At 41.7% G+C, this 25,655-nt stretch carries 9 protein-coding genes; 5 read left to right on the forward strand and 4 right to left on the reverse strand.

Translation table 11 applies throughout. The annotated features are described in order from the left end of the window. Positions 1-4: 4 nt before the first annotated feature. The 4 genes from hflD to norW all read left to right on the forward strand — a co-directional run bounded on the left by hflD (position 5) and on the right by norW (position 5,011). Positions 5-622, forward strand: a complete 618-nt coding sequence (gene hflD / locus C9J48_RS02655; protein WP_006231251.1) for a high frequency lysogenization protein HflD — start codon at positions 5-7, stop codon at positions 620-622. Positions 623-706: 84 nt separating this feature from the next. After that, positions 707-2,074: an adenylosuccinate lyase gene (purB, locus tag C9J48_RS02660; RefSeq protein ID WP_006231252.1), complete on the forward strand. Its 1,368-nt coding sequence runs from the start codon at positions 707-709 to the stop codon at positions 2,072-2,074. Positions 2,075-2,329: 255 nt separating this feature from the next. Then, entirely contained in the window at positions 2,330-3,856 is a 1,527-nt protein-coding gene (norV, locus tag C9J48_RS02665; protein ID WP_006231253.1) for an anaerobic nitric oxide reductase flavorubredoxin, read from the forward strand. A gap of 9 nt (positions 3,857-3,865) precedes the next feature. Then, a complete protein-coding gene (gene norW / locus C9J48_RS02670; protein WP_006231254.1) occupies positions 3,866-5,011 on the forward strand; it encodes an NADH:flavorubredoxin reductase NorW in 1,146 nt (381 codons plus the stop codon). A gap of 110 nt (positions 5,012-5,121) precedes the next feature. Here the strand turns inward: norW and C9J48_RS02675 are convergent, their stop codons facing one another. The 3 genes from C9J48_RS02675 to C9J48_RS02685 all read right to left on the reverse strand — a co-directional run bounded on the left by C9J48_RS02675 (position 5,122) and on the right by C9J48_RS02685 (position 21,535). Beyond that, a complete protein-coding gene (locus C9J48_RS02675) occupies positions 5,122-5,628 on the reverse strand; it encodes an OmpA family protein (protein ID WP_006231255.1) in 507 nt (168 codons plus the stop codon). A 41-nt stretch (positions 5,629-5,669) separates the two neighbouring features. After that, a complete protein-coding gene (locus C9J48_RS02680) occupies positions 5,670-9,167 on the reverse strand; it encodes a TonB-dependent receptor (protein WP_006231256.1) in 3,498 nt (1,165 codons plus the stop codon). Positions 9,168-9,265: 98 nt separating this feature from the next. Next, entirely contained in the window at positions 9,266-21,535 is a 12,270-nt protein-coding gene (locus C9J48_RS02685; RefSeq protein ID WP_006231257.1) for a CLIPPER-2 domain-containing protein, read from the reverse strand. Between the two features lie 558 nt (positions 21,536-22,093). On the opposite strand from C9J48_RS02685, the gene C9J48_RS02690 reads away from it, so the two are divergent. Next, positions 22,094-23,227, forward strand: coding sequence for a ribosomal protein uL16 3-hydroxylase (locus tag C9J48_RS02690; RefSeq protein ID WP_006231259.1), 1,134 nt, complete (start codon positions 22,094-22,096; stop codon positions 23,225-23,227). Between the two features lie 193 nt (positions 23,228-23,420). Here C9J48_RS02690 and C9J48_RS02695 read toward each other — a convergent pair whose 3' ends face one another. Beyond that, on the reverse strand, positions 23,421-25,556 hold the full coding sequence (locus tag C9J48_RS02695) for a methyl-accepting chemotaxis protein (RefSeq protein ID WP_006231260.1): 2,136 nt from the start codon (positions 25,554-25,556) through the stop codon (positions 23,421-23,423). Positions 25,557-25,655 lie beyond the last annotated feature (99 nt).

A 25,655-nucleotide genomic window follows, 5' to 3' on the forward strand; every position in this document is an offset into this window, starting at 1 on the left:
ACCAGTGGCACACACCTTATATGACCGTACAATCGCGTTTGCCAGCATCTGCCAAGCAGTAAAGTTGGTTCAATTAGTTGCACAAAATGGCAACTGTGATCGCGAAATTCTAGAAGCTTGTTTGAACAGTATTACTGTAACAAACCCTTCTAATACCATTGAAATTTATGGTAACGAGAGCAATCTACGGCTTGGTCTTGAAACCTTATCGCAAGAAATCGATAGCTCACCAACAGGCAGTGAAATTACTCGCTACTTAGTGAGTGTGATGGCACTTGAACGTAAATTATCAGGTCGACGCGATAGCATGGGTCAGCTTGGTGACCGCATTGATGTCATCATACGTCAGAAAGATCATTTTGATTTATTAGATGATCAAATGGTTAGCAATATCGCCAGTATTTACCTTGATATTATCAGCCCTCTAGGCCCTCGAATTCAGGTAACAGGTGCGCCAGCACATCTTCAACAGCAACAAGTACAGCATAAAGTGCGAGCATTATTGCTTGCAGCTGTTCGTGGTGCAGTGTTATGGCGTCAGGTTGGTGGTAAGCGTCGTCATTTAATTTTCGGGCGTAAGCAAATGGTTGAGCAAGCCAAAATTTTATTGGCTCGCAGTTAATTATTTTATTTTTTCTCGCTGCTCCTATTCTCAAAATAAGAGCAGCGATGTTTACACATCCTCATAAATCAGGAGAGATACAACATGGAACTGTCAGCTCTGACTGCTGTTTCCCCGGTCGACGGCCGTTACGGAAGTAAAACAAGTGTACTTCGCAGCATTTTCAGCGAATTTGGTCTGCTAAAATACCGCACTATCGTTGAAATCCGTTGGCTACAAAAGCTGGCTGCAACTGATGCTATCGTAGAAGTTCCTGCATTTAGTGATGAAGCAAATCAATTTTTAGATCGTGTTGCTACTGAATTTAGTGAAGAAGATGCACTACGCATTAAAGCTATTGAGCGCACAACTAACCACGACGTTAAAGCTGTTGAATATTTCTTGAAAGAGAAAGTAGCAGAGCTTCCTGAGCTACACGCTGTGAATGAATTCATTCACTTCGCATGTACATCAGAAGACATCAACAACCTTTCTCACGCTCTTATGCTGACTGAAGCACGTGAAAAAGTAATGTTACCTGAAGTGCGTAACGTTATTGATTCAATTAAAACGCTTGCAAATGAGTACCGCGAGATTCCATTGCTTTCACGTACACACGGTCAGCCTGCTTCTCCATCTACGATGGGTAAAGAAATGGCTAACGTTGCGTACCGTATGGAACGTCAATTCAAGCAAATCGAAAACGTTGAAATTCTAGGTAAAATTAACGGCGCAGTAGGTAACTACAACGCACACGTGATTGCTTACCCTGAAGTTGACTGGCATCAGTACAGCGAAGAGTTTGTAACGTCGCTAGGTATTACTTGGAACCCATACACAACTCAAATTGAACCGCATGACTACATCGCAGAGTTATTCGATGGCTTTGCTCGTTTCAACACAATTCTTTTAGACTTTGACCGTGACGTATGGGGCTATATTGCTCTAGGTCATTTCAAGCAAAGAACAATTGCGGGTGAAATTGGCTCTTCAACAATGCCGCATAAAGTTAACCCTATCGACTTCGAAAACTCTGAAGGTAACCTAGGCTTAGCTAATGCAATCTTCTCGCACCTAGCACAGAAACTACCTGTTTCACGCTGGCAGCGTGATCTTACTGACTCAACAGTGCTTCGTAACCTAGGCGTTGGTTGTGGTTATGCAATCATTGCTTATACTTCGACGCTAAAAGGTATTAGCAAGCTTGAAGTTAACCAAGCAGCGCTAGAAGCAGAGCTAGACAAAAACTGGGAAGTATTAGCTGAACCAGTACAAACAGTAATGCGTCGCTATGCTATCGAAAAGCCATATGAGAAGCTAAAAGAGCTAACTCGTGGCAAACGTGTTGATGGCGAAGGTATGCGCAACTTTATTGACAGTCTTGAGCTTCCTGAGCACGAGAAAACACGTCTTAAAGAAATGACACCAGCTAACTACATCGGCGATGCAGTAAAGCTAACAGACCAACTATAAGCTGGCTGTACAGACTCTTTTAAGGCTGGTTTCGACCAGCCTTTTTTATACCTATTTTTAATTTAAGTAACCCGCCACCTTTCAACTAACACTTCCCTCCTGAAATCATAACAAACCATTTTAAAATTTAAATTCTTATAAATCAAAATGATATCTTAAACATGTATTATTTATACATGTTTACTATTGCCATAACCAACACTCAGGTATAACATGCATTCAAAATACAGGTTATCGGAATTATAGGTTGGAATTATGTCTATTCACGTTAAGAACAATATTCACTGGGTAGGTCAGCGCGATTGGGAAGTTCGAGATTTTCATGGCACTGAATACAAAACATTGAAAGGAACGAGCTATAACAGTTACCTGATCCGTGAAGGTAAAAACGTGTTAATTGATACCGTTGATCATAAGTTTAGCTACGATTTCGTCCAACAACTAGAGCAAGAAATCGACCTAAACGAGATTGATCTTATCGTCATCAACCATGCTGAAGAAGATCATGCTGGTGCTTTGTCTGTGTTACTTAGCAAGATCCCAAACACACCTATTTACTGTACTGAAAATGCCATTGATTCTATTACTGGTCACCACCATCACCCTGAATGGAATTTCAATGTAGTCAAAACTGGCGATAGCATTGATATTGGTAATGGTAAATCACTCGTCTTTATCGAAACACCAATGCTGCACTGGCCTGATAGTATGATGACGTACATGACAGGAGACGCAGTACTTTTCAGTAACGATGCCTTTGGTCAACACTACTGTGACGAACGTCTGTTCAACGATGAAGTTGAGCAAAACGAACTGATGGAACAATGCTTACGCTACTATGCCAATATCCTAACGCCGTTTAGCCCGCTTGTTACTGCCAAGATTCATGAAGTGTTAAGCTTTAATCTTCCCGTTGATATGGTTGCGACATCTCATGGTGTTATCTGGCGTGATAACCCTACTCAGATTATCGAACAGTATCTTGAGTGGGCCAATGAATATAAAGAAGACAAAATCACTATCTTCTACGATTCAATGTCTAATAACACCCGAATGATGGCAGATGGTATCGCTCAAGGTATCACCGAAACTGACCCAAATGTTGCGGTTAAAATCTTCAATGTTTCTCGTCATGATAAGAATGAAATACTAACTAATGTATTTGGTTCTAAAGGTATTCTTGTCGGTTCATCAACCATGAACAATGTGATGATGCCAAAAGTCGCTGGCATGTTAGAAGAAATTACGGGCTTACGCTTTAAAGGAAAAAAGGCCGGTGCATTCGGTAGTTATGGTTGGAACGGTGGTGCTGTCGATCGTATTCACTCTCGTTTAACCGATGCGGGCTTCTTTACTACTGTCGGGTTAAAAACCAAATGGCGCCCAGATTCAAATGCAATGGAAGAGTGTCGCGAACACGGTCGTAAAATTGCTCGTGAATGGGCGTTACAGCCCCTTACTGTAACTGCGACTACACCCGCGATAAACGAACTTAATGTTGCACCTCGCAGCGTTGTAGTACCTCAAGCTGCTGTAGAAACCGTAACACCAGCAACCAATGAAACGGCAGCCGTGCAACAAGAAGTAACCAGCACCACAACGTCTAGCAACACAGATCAAAAACAGAAACAAATTTGTACTGTGTGCCAGTGGATATACGATCCAGAACTAGGCGAGCCTAATCAAGGTGTTGAACCCAAAACAGCATGGGAAGAAGTACCCGATTCATTCTTATGTCCTGAATGTGGTATTGGCAAGCAAGTATTCGAACCCATTAACTAAGGCAATAGTATGAATAAGCATATTGTTATAATCGGTAGTGGTTTCGCGGCTTATCAATTGGTCAAATCACTACGCAAACAAAATGAGCTAACCCCTATTACGGTTATTACCGCTGATAATGGTGACGATTACTCAAAGCCTGACCTAAGCCATGTATTCAGTCAGCAGCAAACCGCTAATGATCTGATTAAGCAAACAGCTGACGACTTTGCTCGCACGAACAACATCACTTTAATTGCTAATACCCGAGTAAAGGCGATAGACAGTTCAGAACAGGTGGTTCATTTTAATGACCACTGTGTCGGCTACTCTGATTTGGTGCTGGCGACAGGCGCAACCTCTTTTGTTCCACCATTTTCTGGTAATGGAACAAACGAGATCGTCACATTAAACAGCCTAATGGAATATGAAGAGCAGCAAGGTAAGCTAGCAACAGCGAAGTCTGTTCTCGTGCTTGGTGCAGGTTTAATTGGCACTGAAATCGCGATGGATTTAGCGACATCAGGTAAAAAGGTGACATTGCTAGATCGTGCCACCAGCCTTATGCCAACGTTATTACCGTCATTTATTAGTGCCAATTTATATCAAACCATGCAAGAAAAAGGGGTCGATATACAGCTAGGCAAAGACGTTAAAACGATTACCCGCCACCATCAGGAATTGATTGTGACGTTGCAAGATGGATCTTATCAACATGCAGACGTCATTATTGCTGCTATGGGTCTAGCACCTAATACACAATTAGCGCAGGAATCAGGTATTGATGTTGCCAAGGGGATTCTGGTTAATCAGCAGATGCAAACGTCAGTAAACAATGTTTATGCGTTAGGCGACTGTGCCGAACTAAATGGCAAGGTAAGAGCTTTCTTACAGCCAACCATGTTAAGTGCTATGGCATTAGCAAAAACATTACTCGGATCACCAACGCCAGTTCAACTGCCAGCTAGTTTAGTGAAAGTGAAAACGCCTTGGCTACCGCTGCATTTATCGGGCGATACCACCAGCGATAATTTAACTTGGGAAGTAAAACAAGAACCTGAAGGCTTAGTTGCCAAAGCCTTTAACCAAACAACTGGCGACCTCGCAGGTTTCATTGTTAGTCATAATCAGCTTAAAGCAGCATTCCCACTGTTAAGATTATTACCAATAGAATAATTAAAACGAGGGCTAATACCAACCTTCGATAATCACTGCTAGAAATGGATTTCATATTGAGAGGCATCACGATGCCTCTCTTTTTTGCTTCACCTAGCTAAGTCACTTAATTAAGCTTGCGTAAAAATAACAATACCGCGTCGGTTAAGGGCGTTTGCTTTTAGACTGTGTGCTTTAACTATGGGGTTATTTTCACCAAAATACGCGACTTCAAACGTATAATTTTCTACTGAAATACGCGCAGATAAATACTGTTGGATTACTGTAGAGCGGCGGAATGATAGCTTTTCATTATAATCATCAGAGCCTTGATAATCCGTATGCCCCGCAATAACGATATGCCCTTTCAAGTTGATAACTTTAGCAATAAAATCATCTAATTCCGCAATATCTTCAGGCTTCAAAATAGATTTATCAAAATCGAAATGCGACACCAATGATAGGTAGATTTTCTTCTCAGGCTCCACTGTCGGCTGTATTTCTGCAATCAGAAACTTCTTCACCGATAGGTCATCAAATTTATCAATATTTTCATCACTGACATAAGTATCTGTGGCACAGCCAGCCAGCAGGGTTAGTAGCAATGTTATACAAACAGTGCGTAAAAAAACTTTCATTATAGATCCTGTAAATACGTATAGGCGGTTAGCCATGTTATTTAGAACTTACCAACAACATTGATAAAGATACCTTCTGCGTCATAATCATCGTCATGTACGAGATCATCTTCAAAGCTCGAGAAGTTATAGCCAACCCCCACTTTCATGTTGTCGTTAATATGCTTATTCACTGATACTAATGCCCCATGTTCAAGCTGGTCATTTTCCTGATCTTTTTTCCAATGGTATTCGCCAGTGACATCCCAGCTTTTCATCACGTTATAACTTGCGCTTAAACCCGTCAGGAAAATATCGTTCTTCACTGGCACATCAGCACCAGACTCGCGCGTATAGATTTCATCTTTTTTCTTGTAGGCAACTTTGGCCCCCACATCGATATGTGCATCCACTGAGTAGATGGCTTCACCTTCTATTATGTGGCTTTTCTCGTCTTTATAATCGACATCACGATTCATATTGTCGAAATCAACCAAGTAGGTATAGCGAGTTAAAAAGTTAAGGCGATCATTAAAAATTGGACGGTACGCTACCCCCATATTACTTTCGATAAAGCGCTCGACCACTTCATCTGAAGTGGCATTCTCTGATTTGGAGTAATTGAATTTAGCAAACAGTGTGTATTCGTCGGTCAAATGGTGGGTATAGCGGTTGGTGGTAACGTACTGACGAATTTTCTCTTCACCATCATCAACACGGTACTCAACTTTATCTTTTAGAGTGTAGTTATCTTGATCGAAGGCGACGTACAAACTTGTTGCTTTGCGCTCAACCCCCACTTCATCAGGGTAATCAATGGTGCCTTGCTGAAAAGCGATTCCCGCTTCAATATCATCATCCATATCATAGTCGAAACCAAACGAATCAATCCGCCCTTTGCCATTATTTTCATCAACAAATTGGTTTTCTTGATAAACATCTATCGTATCTGTGAGCGTCGCTTTCTGACCAAAGACAATATTGTTTTTATCATCATATTCATCTTCTACATAGCTTACGTAGGTACTGTAATCGTCCGTTACATCGTAGTTAACTGTTGCTTCTGCTGCATCGCCTCGATCACCACTGGTATACTCGCCAGATAAGGTCCAATCTTCCGTAATTTTAGTTTCGGCCCCCACAGTAACGCTGTCGTTCTGATCATAACTGCTGCTCTGGTTGATGGTTTTCTGGGTTTTAGCGTACACGCTGTTATCGTCATCAAAAATATACTCAACACGTGCCCCCACAAGATCGCCATCCCCCTTTTCATCTTGGTTATTCAGCTCTTCAATATGCTTTCCGGCAACTGCAACCTTGACGTGCTCTGTCACCATATATTGGGTTTCTAGCTCGATTTCGTCGGTATCAGTGGTGATATCGCCATTTTCTTCTTGTTCTTCAATATGCTTATAGCGCGCCAATACCTGCGATTTATCTCCGGTTTGTAATCGAAGTTGCGTACCGTAAGCTTCTTGTGCCAAATCGTCGGTTTGACTGGCGTATGAATACCCGGCATCTTTATTTTTGTACCAACCACGAACGTCATTGCCTACCGCGCCAAATGTATCGGGCATAAGATCATAAAGGCTAGCAACACCAGTAATTTCAATCGAATCGCCTTTTCGCACTTTTGCACCAGAACTCACCTCGTCGAAACTCAAACCACCATCGAAAGACACAAAGTTACTGTCTGCTTGCGTACCTTCACTATGACCAAACTCTGTTTTTAAATAGGTCCCTTCTGTCGCACGCAAGGTTAAATCGCTGGCATACATTTCATAATCTTGGTCGTCTTTTTCCTCTTGTACATACGTCGCACCAACCCCAACATTGTCGTTTACCCAACCTTTAACCCGCCCGCCCGTTGCCATCTTATCAATAGCGTCAGACCCTTCAGGTACGTATTCGTAATCAACCGTTAGGTAATTTTCTAAATCGCCACGAGGGCCGCTGTCAATCACGGTGCCAAAGTCATCGCCGACGATGTCGGAAAGTGGACGGGTTAAAATTAAGCGACCTTGGTATTCATCAATTTCATAATCACGCCCTGATTGGAGATACACCTGTTTTTCCGCAATATTAGTATCTTTATCAATGACTTTTACCGATACCTTATCGCTTCCGGGTACAACTTCGCCATGGCGTAAAAAGTACAGACTACCGCCAGTACCTAAAAATTCATCATGTGAGTACAGGCTATCGGCTTGTGATGCAAAACCAACAATATTTAGCTTATCGTCACCAAACTTGGTGGTTTCACGGGTGCGGTAATCCCCTTTGAAGCCATACAGACTACGGTTATAACCACCCGTTTCTGTGCCCGTTACACCTGTGTTGTAGTTGCCCCATAAGTAGCGTGATTTATCATATTGCACATCAAGATAAACCTTACCTTTGGTATTAACGACTTTCTGAATATTGGCATTATCGCCATAGTTACCGTAATACATTTCATCGTCATCTTCTACGATATCGAATACTGTGGTTTCATCGGCTGCAAACGGATTTTTGAACATGTCTTTTAGCGCAGCTTCTTTAGTATCAACATGAGCAACTACACGCAGCTTATCGCCAAACTTACCTTCACCGAAGTAGGCTAAACGACCACGGTTGTATATATCACCTTGGTATTGTTCATCAACACCAAGTACGTCTTTATTGCCCGATACGCGATTTTTACCTAGGTATAAATCGGCTATACCTGCTTGCGAATAGTAAGTATCCGGAATTCGGACAAATAACTGATATTTCCGTTCATCACCGTTATCGTACTCAACACGTACAGGAAACATGTATGCATCTGTCGGTAAATATTGTTCAACATAGAGACGATTATCTTCAATATCATATTCATCGTCGCCGATATAAACTTTATCAATGCCTTTTAAGCCGGTACCCATCAGCTTCGCCATGCCTGAAGATGTGGGAATGTTATGGCGCATTAATTTTGCTTCGCCGTAACTACGCCCATTCTTATCGTCTTCATCATCAAACTTATCGATATCAACTTCTTTCGTAGGTTTTACCATGTCGGCAACACCTATCGTTGATATATCCATATTTCCATCTTTATCCCAAACTTTTAGGCGAAACAGCAACTGCCTTCCAGATTTAAATTTATAATCAGTTTGGGTTTTACCGTCCCAATCGATATCAAAATCATTACTTAGTTTATCTCCGGAAAGTGTCGCTAACGGTTGAGACAAGTGGCTATCTTTACCTTGATAAACCTCTAACTGCCATTTTTTTACATAGTAGCTATAGTTGGTTTGAACATTAAAATTCAGGTTGCTATTTATCGCATCATTTTCAATTTCAACCTCATCACTCAGGCTAATATTTAATACGGGATCGACTTTGGTAATATCTCGGGTCGCCCAAATAGCACCTTCTTTCAAATAAATACGAGAGTTATCTGTTTGCTCATGAATCTCTTTTTTTATGTCTGTTGATTCGCTGCTAATTAATTCCAAACCATCTGTTACCCCAGCTTTGGCGATAAAGGGTAAGCAGGTAATAATAAGTAATGACAGTCGACTTAATTTAAAATTCTTCACTCTTTAACCTTTTAAAAATGCTGTTACAGAAAACCAAAACGAAAAAACCTAGGGCTGATGAATTTTCATCAGCCCTTTTCCTTTGTAATTACTCTTTATTAGGAACTTATCGGCTTCTTCTTTTGGCTATTACCTGCACTGGTTTTGGCTTGAACGCTAAAGTTAAATTTCGCTAACGCATGGGGGGTAATACGTTTTGCTTTAGGGTTCTCACTGATCACCTTCATCCCCGTTGGCAACGAGTCAGAATCTAACTTCACCAGGAAGTTACGCCCTTTCTTATCTGTAACCCATTGGTCGGGAACGTGGTAGCGACCGTATTCATCGGTTTCGATCTTGATGCCTTCTGTCGTAATCAAGCGCGCACCAGGAATGCCATCTTCATAGACACCTAAATTTTCGATGACGATTTCCCATAAATAACCATCGGGTGCTTTATAAAGATTACGGGTCACATTCAGCTCTTCAGCAGATAACTCTTCTTTTACATCACCTTCTAGGTGGCGTTGAATTTTACCTTGCGCATCAAATGTTATCGTTGTGCCATTATCCGTTTCTATCACCAGTAAAAATGGCGTCATTGTACGTGTCTTGAATTGGATATATGCCTTATTTGACTGCTTCAACGTGCGGTTTTTAGATTGACCATATAACTCATCAATATGAATACCGTTTATTGCTGGCACCGTATTTTCGTCATCAACCACCACAGTGTGACCATTAACCTCGAGGGTGGTTGAACCCGCAATATAGTCTTGTGGTTTAACCGTTGTAGTTAGCTCAATATCATCAGCCGTTGCATCGGCTTGGAATCCATCGCCATTGAGATCTTCAAACACCTTACCGATTATCGATGCGGTATCGAATAGTTTATCCGCTTCAATTTCCACCGTTGCCGAACCGGTGTTCGATACATTGCTATTATTAACTTTCGCTACCGCGGTATTAACATACTTGCCAAACGTCACCCCTATACTTACCCGCATCAAGTAGCGAATACGTAATTTTTCGTAAGGGTCAAAATCCACTTGAGGGAATTGCAAACTGCCTGATAGCGTAGGTTCTGCTGACACAACCACATCATCAGAAGTTTCAAATTCACCATCAGCACCGCTTAGCACCATCTCGGTAGAATCTGACACATATTGAAAACCAGCAGGGAATCGGTCATCGACAACAACATTGTTAAAGTAAGATTCATTGTTATTATCGACAATGATCTCATACTCAACAACATCACCCACTTGCGCGTCAGTCTTTGTCGCGCGCTTAGTAAGCTCTAACTCTCCCGTATTATCGGGGATCTTTTTAATATGCGTGGTTGCCTCATCTTGAGTAACCTTGCCATTTTCTTCCGTGGCTTTGAAGACATTGGTAATGTCGTCATCCAAATGCTTATTGATCGTTGCAACAATCATCATCTCTATATTGTTGCGACCATTCGACTTCATATTTTTGATCACATCGAGGTTATTCTTATTGTTTTGGTCACCTTTAATCGTAAAGTGATCAATTAAGCGCCCTTCTTCAAATTCACGACCAGTGATCACCCAATCTGTAAATACATCAATACCTTTAGTATTTTGAAGACCCGCAATATCGTCAAACAATGTTACGTTGGGTGCATTGCCCCCACCGGTATTATTAACCGACAATTGATACTGTACCGTTTTGTCATCATCGGTATAAGAAGCCTTCTCTACCGTTTTCACCACACTCAGCTGCGAACCCACTGGCGGTATTTGTAAAACTTCTAATTTGCCTGACGTACCCACCTCAATCTGTTTGGCGAGCTGCCTAGCTGCCCCCGTACCCGGTATATTGATGGTCGAATCTAAAAAGAAAGTACGTAAATCAATAGGCGTTAACATGTCTTGATTAACGATGGCTACGATGGTGTATTCAACTTTACCATGAGGCGCGATATTGATTGATGTTGCTATATCACTATCATCGGTAAACGTTCCTGACGTGGTATCAACGCCTTCGGTTACGGCTTTAATGGTCCAACTATCAAACGCATTGTCCTCATGGCCATCAATATAGGTACCCGATGCCTTATTAAACTGCGTAAGCAAATACACGTTTTTAGCAATGCCATCACTGTCATTCGCCAATGTTAAGTGGTATTCGATGGTGTTGCCTGGCACGTACTCCTCTTCAACTGCTGTTAATGTGCCTTTCACTTTTGCAGCTACCGTCGGCACCCAGTTACTTTTCACATCATTCCCATTAAGCTGGGCAATGTTTTGAATATCACTGGTTGCATGCTCATTGACTGTGCCTGTTACATCAAACGTAACGGTAGATTTAGGTGCGATATCGACTTTATAGCTGGTCTCGGAACCTTTAACAGTTAATGAGCCTGCTGGTACAACTTTCGGCGTAAAGCTGATAGTACCCGGAATGAAAGCTGGTCCAGTCGTACCGTCAATGTACTTCACTTGAACCGTAGACATATCATCGACGACAATCATATCGTCAATGTAATTTGACGAGGTATTTGCAATCGTCAGTACGAAGCTTAGTGGCTGATTAGGTGTATATTTTTCTTCAACACTGACTTTACTCACACGCGTTGAGGTCGGTGCAGGCTCGACAACTGCATCATCTTCTTGAGAAGCACCGTCAGCATCGGTGATAACCGCTGTATTTGTGATGGTGCTAATCGCATGGTCTTGAACTTTCGCCGTTACAGTGAAGGTCACCGTATCTTCTGGCGCAATATCCATCACCGCATCAATATCACTATTGTTGGCAGGATGATAAATCTTGCGGGTATTTGCCATCACGACAGTTTTACTATCACCCACTTCGTACTCGACTTTCCAGTCGGTAAATGCAGGTTCAGACATGCCCAAATTAGTATCAACAACTATGTTGGATATCTCATCGGTTAGCGCAATATTATTGGCAAAAGATTGCGATTTGTTATGTACATCAATGTGGTAAACAACCTTGCCACCATCGGTATAAGTTTTACTTTCTGAGGTCTTGGTAATTTCAACTTCTGACTTTGCAGCAGGCGTTACTACACTTGCATCTTGCCCGCTGGCTGACGCGTTATTGGTAATGTCGCCAATAACGTTATCTGCAACCTTGGCTTTAATCACAAAGATGATTGATTCATTCGGCGCAATATCTGCCTTCACCGTTTCGTCAGTGGTTTTTGCCACAATACTGTTGATGACGACTGGATCTTCAAAAATAATCGAACTGACATCAAAGGCATTGCCTATTGCAGGCACAGATGCTGATCCCCCTGCAATTTCTGCCTGGATCTTTGATACTTCGTCCCTTATTGCAATGTCATTTGCCCAGCTGCCAGAGATATTGCTAACCGTGACCGTATACGTTAGTTCCTGCCCTGGTACATATTCAGCAGCATCAACTTTTTTCGTGATTTCAAGCGTTGATTCTTTAGGAGTAATGACCACCTCTTCAGAGGCAATATCATTGGCGAACGCGGTATTGGGGATATCGCCGACAACATCGGCTGCTACTGTTGCTTCAAAAGTAACGGTAGCTTTACTTGCAGGACCAATGTCTGCCATTGCCGATACGCTACCATCAGGATTGGCAAAGACAAACCCCTCGCCGTCGACTACACCTGAAATCACTTTTAAGGAACTGATATCAAATGCAGGCCCTGTCTTCCCCCCTGCAACTTCTACATTAATCGCTGCTATATCATCAGTAATTTTCACATCATTCGCCCAAGCATCCGTCGTATTCTCAACAACTAAGCTATAGGTCATGACTTGACTCGGAATAAATGTGGGCTCATCGACACTTTTTATGATGGTGAAAATGGCTGTTTTTGGGGTAATAACGACTTCTGCCGATTTATCGTTGGCATTCGCAATATTACTGATCTCACCGACTACATTTGAAGCCACATTCGCTTTGATTGTGAATACCACATTGCTATTTGGTGCTATATCAGCGGTGGCATTCTCACCAGTACCATCAACAAAGCTCGTCCCTTTCGTAATATCGACAGTGATAGTCGCGGCATCAAATGCTGGTCCCGTTATTACGCTGCCTGCCGTTGAGTCATGTGCTATTTCAGCTTCAATTTTTGAGACCTCATCACTAATCGCAACATCGTTAGCCCAGCTATTCGTCGGGTTATACACCGTCACGGTATAAGTAATCAATTGACCTGGTACAAACTCTTTTGTATCTGCTGTTTTAGTTACCTCGATATCAAAAGGTGCAGGCTGGATAATAACGGTTTCTGAAGGAATATCATCGGCTGTCGCGGTGTTCGAAATTTCACCAATAACATTGTCAGACACAATCGCTGCAATCGTAAACGTAATGGTATCGCCCGGCTTAATATCTGCGATGGCTGAAATAGAACCATCAGGATTAGCCGATACGTAACTCTCACTTTGCTTAACAGATAACGATGATGAACTAAAGGCTGGTCCAATATTCGATGTAGACGAACTGCCCGCTATTTCAGCTGTAATTGCACTAATTGGATCTTTTATTACAACATCGTTCAGCCATGTATCACCGGTATTGGTGACTGTAACGGTATAATTAACAGTCTGCCCCGGAATAAACGTATCTGTATCAACCGCTTTATGAATTTCTAGCGAAGATGCCTGTGGCGTAATAGTGACATCAGCAGGCAGATCGTTCGCCGTTGCAATATTGGTGATATCGCCAATGACATCTTCTGCAACCGTTGCTTTGATCGTAAACGTTACATCACTGTTAGGTGCAATATCTGCTAATGCTGACGTTTGACCTGCACTAGGAACGACATAGCTACCCGTTGCCACAAATGTCGCAGTGATCGTTGCGGGATCAAATGCCGCCCCTAGTTTTGGCGCAACGCCCGTACCACCAGCAACTTCTGTTTCAATATCTTTAACCGCATCAACAATACTGACATCATTTGCCCAGCTTGCTGTTTCATTGTGAACCACAACGTTATAAGTCACCATTTGACCCGGTACAAACTCAGCAATATCAGCAGTCTTATTAATCGTAACGGTTGGCACTTCTGGCTTAATGACTACCGATGCAGTCTCGCCCATTGAATCTGTTACTGTATTTTGAACATCACCTAATACATTATCGTTAAGTGTTGCTTTTAAAGTGAAGTCTACCGTTGTATTCGGTGGAACATCTAATGCGGCATGTAAGACGTTGTTCGAATCATCAAACGTAACAAAGCTTGGATCGCCATCATGGATGACAGTCAACGAATCTACGACAAATGCCGTCCCAAGACCACCGCCTGCAATATCGGCTTGAATACTGGCAAGATCATCATCTATCTCATAATCATTCAGCCAAGCACCACCTTGGTTAGCCACTAAGACATGGTAGGTAACTTCATCGCCAACATTATAAGTCGCCTTATCAACTTGCTTACTTAACAAATGGGCAGGCGCTGAATAAACGTATGTTGCATCATCTCGCTCTAATGCACCTTCATAGCTTGCTTGTGCCACATTGGTAATATCACCTAAAATTTGATCATTCACTTTTCCTTCTAAGTGGATGTTAACAACCTCATTTGGGTGGATATTGAATGCATCAGTATAGCCACTGGTGTTATTGCTAAACTGGCCAGCAACCGCTGATGTTAATGATGACGTGGTCGTAATATCGACAGCATCCCATTGCACAAAAACGTGATCTTCCCCGCCACCAGCAATTTCTGATTTCAGTGTGTCGAGCATGTCTTGCACTTTCGTATCAACCGCATAACCTTCACCGCTATTTTTGATGCTGATATCAAAGCCAATGGTTTCACCCGGTACATAGGCAGGGGGATTGGGTTCAGATCCGCGCGAGGTCACTTTCGTCAGGGTTATTTTTCCGGGAAGCGGTTTAATCATACCCTGAAGGAGCTTGTATGCTGTGCCATCAAGGTAAGCTGTATTCGTAAATTCACCGATCGCATCATCAATCACTGTCGCCTCTATATTAATAAAAGCTCGCGTAATCGATGTGCTTCCAGGAATAGCCGATGCGATTCTAATTTCAGCATCGATGTCGCCCGTTGTACCGATTGCAGATAAATCAGTATCAGCGGTATCACCGTCCACTCGGGTAGTGATCGTCCAATTTTTTAAAGCGGGTTTTACGGTACCGTCAGCAGCTTCAACCTCAATTTTACTCAGCTCATCTTTCAGCTGAATAATAGCAATCGAATCTGAAGCATTGGCTATAGCTATTTGGAAGTTAACCTTCCCCCCAGGAATATAATTTGGCGTATCCGTAGTTTTAGCAGCAATAATTTTGGCATCACCCGGCAGCAAATCGACATGTGCGGTATCAACACCGTTAACCAATAACGTGTTGGTAATTGTTCCAGTCGCATTGCCAGAAACCAAACCCGTTACCATAAATTCAGCCGTCTCATTAGGTGCTAAATCAATAGTTGCATTCAGTGGGTGTTCGCCGGAATAGGTTCCACCGGTAATCACTGATTTGTCTAATGTTGATGTCAATTCAACAGAGTACCTAGAAAAGGCTACTTGACCATCAGTGGTTTTGATTTGGTCTATTTGATCTTCAATATGCACATCATTCGCAAAACCTTTCCCATTATTCGTTACCCATACACTGTAATGAACCAACCCTTTGGGTGCATAATACGCATCGCCCTGATCAGCCGATGTATCAAGTACAAGCTTGTCAGAATCTAAATCTGGTAGCGTCGGTAAGATGGGGTTGGTGGTATTGTTTTGGCTATCGATAATCGCAGTATTCGCATCAATAGTGCCTAACGCATTGTCTTTTATTTGGGCTTTTATGGTGAAAGTGATCCCTTCTTTTGGTGCAATATCAGCTTCAATATCCAAGTTATCTGTTGGTGAATAATTAGGTAAATAGGTATCTTTCTCGAGATCGGAACCTCGGCTAATTACATGGGTAACGACCCAAGAAGAGAACGCGGTTTCTGTCTTATCACCAGCAAGTTCAACCATGATTTTGCTTATTTCATCTTTCATGGTGATGTTATTCGCCCAACCGTCAGATTGGTTATCCACTGTTATTTGGTATTCAACTTCATCACCCGGTAAATAATGGGTGTCCTTTGAATATGTCACCCCACCTACTGATACAATCGTTTTATGATGTTCTACTTGCTTAGGCTGCGGGTCTAACACCGCCGTTGCAGATAAGCTACGATTATCTCGTGATAACCCTTTCGATGCTTTCAAGTGAGCAGTATTGGTAATTTGGCCCAACGCTGTATCGCGAATAGCGGCTTTCACCGTAAATTCAATGTAACCAAGTGGTGCAATATCGATATCGGTATCAATATCAACATTATTCCCCCCCGTAAAACCGTCTACATTAGTAATACCACTTGATTGATCAATAGATACACTCCATAACATAAACGGATTAGCCGTTGGGTTCTCTTTGCCACTACCAGACAGTTCAGCAATATCGGTGGTGATTGACGACAGAATATCGGAGAGGTGTTGATTGTAGATAGTACCCTGCTTGGTATTTTCAAGGCGGATCTTATACACAACATCTTGGCTTGGTAGATATTGAGAAATAGTCTTGCCTGCTGAGTCAAACACTGCTTTTTTTAGAGTCACATTCGCTGGCAGCATTGTTGAAACAGGAGAGATCTTTTCTAACCCATAAACATCAACGGTATTGCTAAAGTCGCCCACCGCTTTATCACTGATTTGAGCTTTGATAATGTAATCGACAAACCCGTCGTGACCAAGATCGGCAAGAGTATCGATATCATGGTCATCGCTGGTTGAGCCAGCATTAGACACACTGCCAGAATCTGTTTCTGTTGTTATCTGCCAGTGAGTAAAAGCTTGACCTGTCGTATTATCAAAATAATCTGTTTCAATACTTTCTATGGCATCTTTCACCGGAATATCAGCAATATTACTGCTACTGTTATTTTGGATATGAATACGGTATTCAACGCTGCCACCCGGCATGTATCCATTGTTGTTTGGCAGCTTAGCGCCATCGGTATCGTAATACGCAACAATCTCTTTGCTGACATCGTACTGGCGGGTTTCAGGGCGAGTCGTCACACTGGTCGTATTATCATTAACATTTAGGACATTCAGAATGTCACCAGCAGCCGTTTCTGCAACTGTCGCTGTTACGTGATAAACGAATTTACCCCCGAGCGGGATATCTGCCGTTGTCTTAAGATCGTGATTGTCGCTATAACTTCCTGGTGAAGCGAACGGTTTGAAATCACCAGAATATACTGGTTTTATGGTCCATTCAGTGAATGCTTTAATTAGGTTGCTATTAACATCTGTCACTTCCACAGATGAAATAGCATCTTCAATATTCACATCCTGTGCATGCGCCTTGCCCGTATTCTCGACGGTCAGTAAATACTCTAGTGTTTTGCCCGGTGCATAGTTCGCTTCAACTGTTTCTTTCTTATATTCAATCTGTGCTGCATAGGGCTTCACAATTAAGCCATCATTATTGATCTCACCAATGGCATCATCACGTACTGTACCAGTAATGGTGTAAACCACCTTATCGTTTGGCGCAACGTCAATAATAGTATCTAAATCGGTATTGTCTTTTACAACACCATCCAATGCTCCATCTGTCGAGCCGCCATCTTTAGGATTTGCATCTTCTATCGCAACATCAACAGTAAACTGTGGGTGGGTAGGATCATCGTCGGTGGCAAAAGGGTTACCTTCACCGCCGTTTAATAACGTAACGCGTAATTTGCTGATCTCATCTTGAATAGCAACGTTGTTAAAATAGCCTAACGCCGATGATGCAGTAATGGTATACGTGACTTTATCACCGGGCTTATACATCGCGGGGGATACTTTACGAATCACTGCCCCACCTGATTCCGCACGATGGTTTTGCACTTTTGCAAACGCTTTATACGTTTGCTTTTTGCCATTGCGATCTATCGAAACAACATTCAGATACGCAATGTTTTCGAGGGTATCTTCAATGACATTGTCTTTCACAATAGTGGTTATACGATAAACCGCTTCAGCTCCCGGCTGTAGCGCTATGTGATCATTTAAATCAGTTGTACTACCCGGCGGTATGATTTGTTCGCTAGTTGATCCTATCGTTCGCTCTACTCCCCAGCTTTCAAACGCTGTGTCTTCATTAGAATCAGGATAATGAGCGTCTTTATCATTCGCAGTTTTTACCCCCATAGTCGATAAACCATCAACAACGGATACATCATTCATTTCTTTATCAGAATGATTAGTTACCGACACCACATATACATGTTCCTGACCTGGGTGGTAGTAAACCTGCTCTGAATACTTATCAATACTGACACTGATATCTTTCTCTGGTTCGTCGATATCCGCTGACTCATCAAACTCACGATTGTTTTGATTGTCATATACTTTCACTGTATTGGTGATTTTTCCGCGATCGAGAAGACTATTAATGACAGTGCCAGTTACCTCAAAGGTAATTTTAGAATGAGGGGCAATATCGACCTGTGTATCAATATTGTCAGTGGTTTTGACTGACTTGAATTCTTGATCAACACGCGTACCTAAGCCTGTTTTTTTATAATCTATTTTCCACTCATCAAATAAACCCAGCGAGGCGATATCATCAAACACAGTAGTGTCATTTGCATAACCATCACCAATATTTTCAATCACAATGGTGTAAGTGACCTCTTCACCTACAACGTAATAAGGCTGATTTACAACTTTGGTAACACGTAGGTTAGGCATTTTAGGATGAGTGACAGCATCATCAGTCACATCATCAGCCTCTAATTTGGCATTGGCTGAATTTGAAAATGTGCCCCAAATTATATGATCTTGTGTACGATCTTTTAAGTGAGCAACCACGGTATAAGTAATTTTCCCGCGGGCTGGAATATCAGCTTTAACATCAAGGTTCTTATCCTTAACCAAACCACTCATACCAGAATCAGCTTCATCACCTTCAGCAACCGCCGTAATCTCCCATGATTCAAACGGATTTTCGGCAGGGCCAAATTCTAAAAGATCAGCACGAATGCCTTCAATATCATCAACAACATGCACGCCTTTAGCAAAACCTGCATAGTCGCCATTCTTGACTTCAATCGTGTAGGTAAAGGTATTTTCAGAATCACTGTACGTACCGAGATCAACATTTTTGCTGATGGAAATATCATGGATATACGGTGTAGAACCGACTTCTGAATTACCTCTATCACCAGCCGTCACTTTGTTGCGGATTTCACCGTTTACTTTCACATTCGTTTTAGCTGTAACGGTATATGTGACTATATCACCAGGATAAATAGTGGCATGGGTATTAATATTAGCGTTATCACGAATGGAGCTATCCAAGTCAGGCTTAGTCGGATTGGTTGCCGCGCCCGAATTATTCGTCGCAGAGGCAGTTACCGTCCAGCTATCAAACGCCTTAATATTGACACCATCAACGCTACTCGCCATTACATCCGAAATAGCGTCATCAACAGGAACATTAATCACATACCCTTGTGCTGGGTTTTCAATAGTGATGGTGTAGGTAAGGTTATCACCGGGAATAAATTGGGTTTTATCAACTGTTTTCTTTACTTGAATCTTGCCTTTTGGCATTTCAAGTCCTGATCCCCCCTCATCAATAGCATCACATCCAGGGGCATCATGAATATGGCCCACGCTATTTTCATTCACTAATGCTTCAATGTGGTAAACCACCTTGCCATTGGGCGCTAAGTCAGCCACAAATTCAAAATCACCACTTTGCTGGCTAGTTTTATTCGCGACCAAACCCGCATCAGTACCCTCACCAATTTCTTCAACACTCTTCACTTTCCAGCCAGAAAATGCATCTGATGTAGAACCATCTGCTTGTTCTGTTTGCACACAGGTTGTGAGGTTATCCACCATGGTGACATTGTTCGCAAATTTAGTGCTGTCACTATTTTCAACCGTGATGTCATAAGGCACCCACTGGCCGGGAGAATATTGGGTTGCCGTGGTCTTTTTACTTGCTAATGCGGTATCTAATACATCTAGATTAGTCGAAGTGGCAACATCAGAAATGGCGACTTGAGCACTCGTACTATCATTGACTTGGGCTGTATTATCTATAGGAGAGATCGATACCGACTTTGTAACCGCTTTAATGGTGTATTTAATCGATTCATTTGGTGCAATAGAGACCATATCATCCAAATCGACATCCGAGACTTCACCCGCTAGCTTTAATGCAGATTGACTGTTGGCCCCTATCGACGCCACTTTTACCGTCCAGCTCTGAAATGGGTTAGCACCCACATCTGTGTGATCATGCTTAGCTGATGCATCATTAGCTAACAACGATGAAATATCACTAACCGCATCTTTAACTTGATATTGGTACGCAATGCCGCGACCTGAATTTGATGCGGTAATGGTATACGTCAGCTCATCACCTACCTGATAATCATTTTTCTTATCAACAGTTTTCGTAATAGAAAGGTTAGGTTTGGCAGGATTTATAACAATAGCGTTTGAAGGGTTAGTTACTGAGTGGGCTGTCGCTTCTGCCGTATTATCAATAGAAGAAACAATATCAAGCGCAACGGTTGCCTTAATTTGGTATTCAACCCATCCACCGGTATCAATACTTACATTCGTTGCACTTAAATTACCAGATGAATTAAAACTACCGACATTTGACAACGAGCCGGATTTTGAAGCAGTAATTGAAGTAGAAGAAAAAGCAGGAACAGAGAGACCGTCAATCGAGGTTGCTTCAATAGCCATAACGGCATCAGCTACTGTCATACCTTTGATAAGCGATGCGCCGTTATTATCAATATGGACTTGATAAGTAATCACTTCGCCTGGTGCAAAATCCCCTTCGGTTACAGCTTTACTGACTGAAAAATCGTATTGAACACGCTTAACAGAAACAACATTAGACTCAATCGTCTCATGAGGGGCGGCAGTAATAAAAGAGCCGCTCACATCAATACGACCAACAACGTCATCAGCAACCCTTGCTGTAAGGTGGTAGGTAATCGTATCACCAGCTGCTAACGTCACATTTTGAGCATATAGATTACCCGAGGTAGAAAAATCACCAACGGAAGATTTAGCAGAAGAGGCATTAGCTGAAATTGACACTGCAGAGAAGGCTTTGCCTTTTCCCCCACTATCAATGTCTGCTAAAACAGCAAGTAAATCACTTTTAACTTCAATGCTTTCTACGCCGCGTCTCGCTGAATTAGTGACAACTAACTTATAATCAATATTATCGTCATTATCATATTTTGCACTAGTACTTGAGAGCGAAATAGCCACATTACTGCTGGCAGCAAAAACATGACCTGAAAAAATGACAGACAAAAGAAAAATACACAGGGGGATAAACCTGATTTGAGCTAAACCGTTATTCATAGACTTGCTGCTGACCTTGCTTCGTTATATTTTGTTTTAACGAACACATGCCTACGCTTCATATCAGGCATTAAGATCGTCAAATTTGGTCAAAGCCTAACAAGTCAATAATTTGGCGTTAAATAATAAAAGCTCGGAAAAAATCACTTCGGTATTTTATCTTCACTCATTTTCTAAATAATAAATTTACTTTTTACCCTATCATGCTTTCCTAATTGCTCGATCACTATGGTTTAGCAGCTTAAGCCTCAAAAATAAAAGTATCGAACATTGCCCCCTATATCTGGGCAATAATACCAACATCAAAAAAACAAATAAAAAACATAAGGTTAAACTGAAAATCAGGAAAATTCAGATCCAAATAACTCTACCTTCAAAATAAATTCAGCTATAAACATTCAGTTTCGACACAAAAACAAATCAAAAAAAACCAATAAGCACTGTTCTCTTCCACCAGGAATAAGGCTTAAAAAACACCCATCCTTCAATGATTTTTTATCTAGCATGATGCGCTTTGCGCTATAATCGGCACTAAGCTCAATAATTAATAGTTTGAACATGTACCAATTAACCTTCTCGTTTGAAGAATTTCTTGCCGAGTTTTGGCAGAAAAAGCCTGTTGTCATAAAAGGTGGTTTTAAAGATTTCGTCGACCCAATCAGCCCTGATGAACTTGCAGGATTGGCGATGGAAGAAGACGTCGATTCCCGTTATATCGCAAGAAACGGCGAAGAGTGGGACGTTCGTCATGGTCCTTTATCTTTTGACAATACACCTGAAGATCACTGGTCATTCATAGTTCAAGCTGCGAATCATTGGCATGAAGGTGCTGCTCGCTTAGTTACACCATTTCGTCAATTACCAAACTGGTTACTTGATGATTTAATGATCAGCTATTCAACGCCGGGTGGTGGTGTTGGCCCACACATTGATCAATATGATGTATTCATTACCCAAGGTTCAGGTAAGCGTCATTGGCGAGTTGGTCCTAAAAAAGATGATTATGAAGAAGAATTCCGCCATCCGGAACTTCGTCAAATCAAAGGCTTTGAGCCAATCATTGACGAAGTAATGGAACCTGGTGATATTTTATATATCCCCCCAGGGTTTCCACACGACGGTTACGCAATAGAAACATCCATGAGCTTTTCTGTTGGCTTTCGCTCACCTAAGAAACAAGAATTATTAAGTAGCTTTGCTGATTTCGTTATTTCTAACGATATTGGGGATGTGCATTACCACAACCCTTCAATTCCTGCGCGTAAAAATTGCGGAGCAATTTTAGAAGCGGAATGTAATGATCTTGAAGCAATGATGCGAAGCTTATTGGATCACCCTAATTTAATGAAACAATGGATGGGGGAACATCTAAGCCACAGCCGTCATGAACTTGATATCATTTCATCAGAGCCGCCTTGGCAAAAAAATGAAACCTATCAGTTTTTAGAAGATGGTGAAGAGTTCAAACGTTTAGGTGGTTTACGGGCTTTTTACCACCCAGAACAACCTAATGTTCTTTACATCAATGGTGAAAAATTCGAACTACCAGAAGAATGTTCAGAAGCTGCTAAATGCCTATGTGATGAAGAACAAGTCAGTTTACCTTTACTTGGGAAACAGCTTGATCACCCCGCATTTTTAGCAATGCTGACACAACTTATCAATATGGGTTATTGGTATCCCGTTGAATAAGAAGCAGTAATTATTTAATTTTGCACCAAACAAAATGTTTGGTGTTCTTTATTTGCAACTTTGATTCTATCCTCTCGCTCTAATTATCCCAGTTACACTTCACCTCTGTGCTTAGAAGCAACGCATTGAGCAATAAAAAACGTCAGCTAGGCTGACGTTTTGGTGAAAACAGAAAAGATACCAACAACAATACCTACACTTTAAATTGACTCGCGAGCGCTTTCTGGCGTTCTGAGATCTCCGTCAAACACTGCCCTATATCTGCAGAGCTTTCGGCATGCATTAAGATACCCTCACTCAGCTCGCGAATATTAGATACATTACGATTCACTTCACCAGAAACAGCTTGCTGCTCTTCTGCAGCCCGCATTATTTGTTCATTCATGGCTTGAATCGCACCAACGGATTCCGTAATTTGGCTTAAACTATCAACCGCTTTACTCACCTGCTCTGCCGTATCACCTGCTAGTTGGTTTCCTTCATCAATTGCACCAACAACACTGCGCGTACCTTGTTGCAAATCGTCAATTACGGTATGAATTTGTCCAACAGAATCTTTTGTTCTGCTGGCGAGCAAACGCACTTCATCAGCTACAACGGCAAAGCCTCGCCCTTGCTCTCCTGCACGCGCAGCTTCTATCGCGGCATTTAATGCTAATAAATTCGTTTGCTCAGAAATACCTTCAATCACCTTTAATATCTCATTGATATTCTCACTATTGCTTTCTAGCTCTTTAGCAATAGGTACCGCACTGTCCATGCGGTTAACAAGACTTGCCATTAAGCCTGCTGATAACTGTATAACCTGCTGCCCTTCTTGCGCTGCACTAGCTGCTTTTTTTGCAGCGTCGACAGCTGTTTCAGTGTGGCTGACGACTTGAGCTGATGTTTGGGTCATTTCTTCTGATGCCGTTGCAACCATGTCAACTTCTTTAAATTGTGATTCACTACCATCACGAGTATTGCTGGCAACATAAGCGGCTTCACCTGCTGTTTTACTCACTTCTTCTACCGTCACAACAACCTGACCAATTGTATCTTGCAGCTTATCAAGGAATCGATTGAACCAAGTTGCTAACTCTCCAACTTCGTCTTGTTGAGTAACGGCGATACGTTGCGTTAAATCGCCTTCGCCACATGCTATTTCTTTTAGGCTTTCGATAACTTGTTTAATCGGCGCGACTAACCGTGATGCTGCAAATAGCACTACTAAGATGCCAAAACCACCGATCAGTACACTCGCGATAATTTGAATATTTGATGATACAGAACGCTGGGCTTGAATCGCGCTGTCTAATGCTATTGCTTCTTCTAATACTTGCTCAGCAGGAAGTTGAACTGTAATACCCCATGTGGTGTTACCCAGCATTACAGGTGTATACGCTAATAACGTTTGTTGGTTATCACTCCAACCAATAAAATCATCTCCCTGGCTTAACCAAGAAGATAACATTTCGGGCAATCCATCTTGCGGTGTATACCTATCACCTAATCGATTTGCATCTTGGTCCCACGCAACAACCGTACCGTCGTTACTTAATAGACTAACTTTACCGACACCATTAAATAGATTGTTATCGACTTCATTAATAACGGACTGAAGGGTATTCAATTTAATATCGATTCCCATAATACCGATAGATTTACCATCCACAATCAAAGGGGTGGTTATTGAACTGATTAGATGCCGTCCAGATTCTTCACTTGAAAAAGTAGGGTCCATCACACAAGTATTTTGAGAAAGTGCACTGCATGAGAAGATATCATTCGCTGCACGCCCTGCTGTATTCAAGCTGGTATTAACAATTTTCTCTTCAGTGAATACACGTTGAACGGCTTGCTGGTTTAATGACTTTGACCAGTAGGGTGCAAATCGCCCCATACTATTGGCACCAACATAATTAGCATCATGATAATTACTGTCTTCACCGTCTAACGCATTGGGTTCAAATACCACGAATGCACTATAGATATTGGGGAAGTTATTGACCGAACGACGCAATAATTCATTAATTGAACCTCGAAGTTCTGCACTATTTGTATAATTTTCTTCAGCATTAAACTTTAAAAATAAAACGCTTTGTGCCAACATTTCAGCTCTATAAGTGGCTTCATCCATATACTGTTGAACATATATAGCCTGACGTTCCGATTGTATTTTTACGAGCGATTCAGATTGATTACGCAAGGATGTGAACGTTTGCTCACTAACAAGTTGCTGGTTTTGACTTGAGAAATAAAATGACAGCCCAGTTAATACGATTACTGTAAGTAGTATCCCTACTCCTGCCATCAGCGTGATTTTCCATTGCACAGAAAGTGAACGCATATAAACAATCCTTGTTTGTATTTGATACCAAAATGTAACGGTTATTTATTTAATTATCAATACGATAAAATATTAATTAAACATTTATATATTAACGAG

The organism is Photobacterium profundum (genome assembly GCF_003026285.1).
Lineage (GTDB): Bacteria > Pseudomonadota > Gammaproteobacteria > Enterobacterales > Vibrionaceae > Photobacterium > Photobacterium profundum.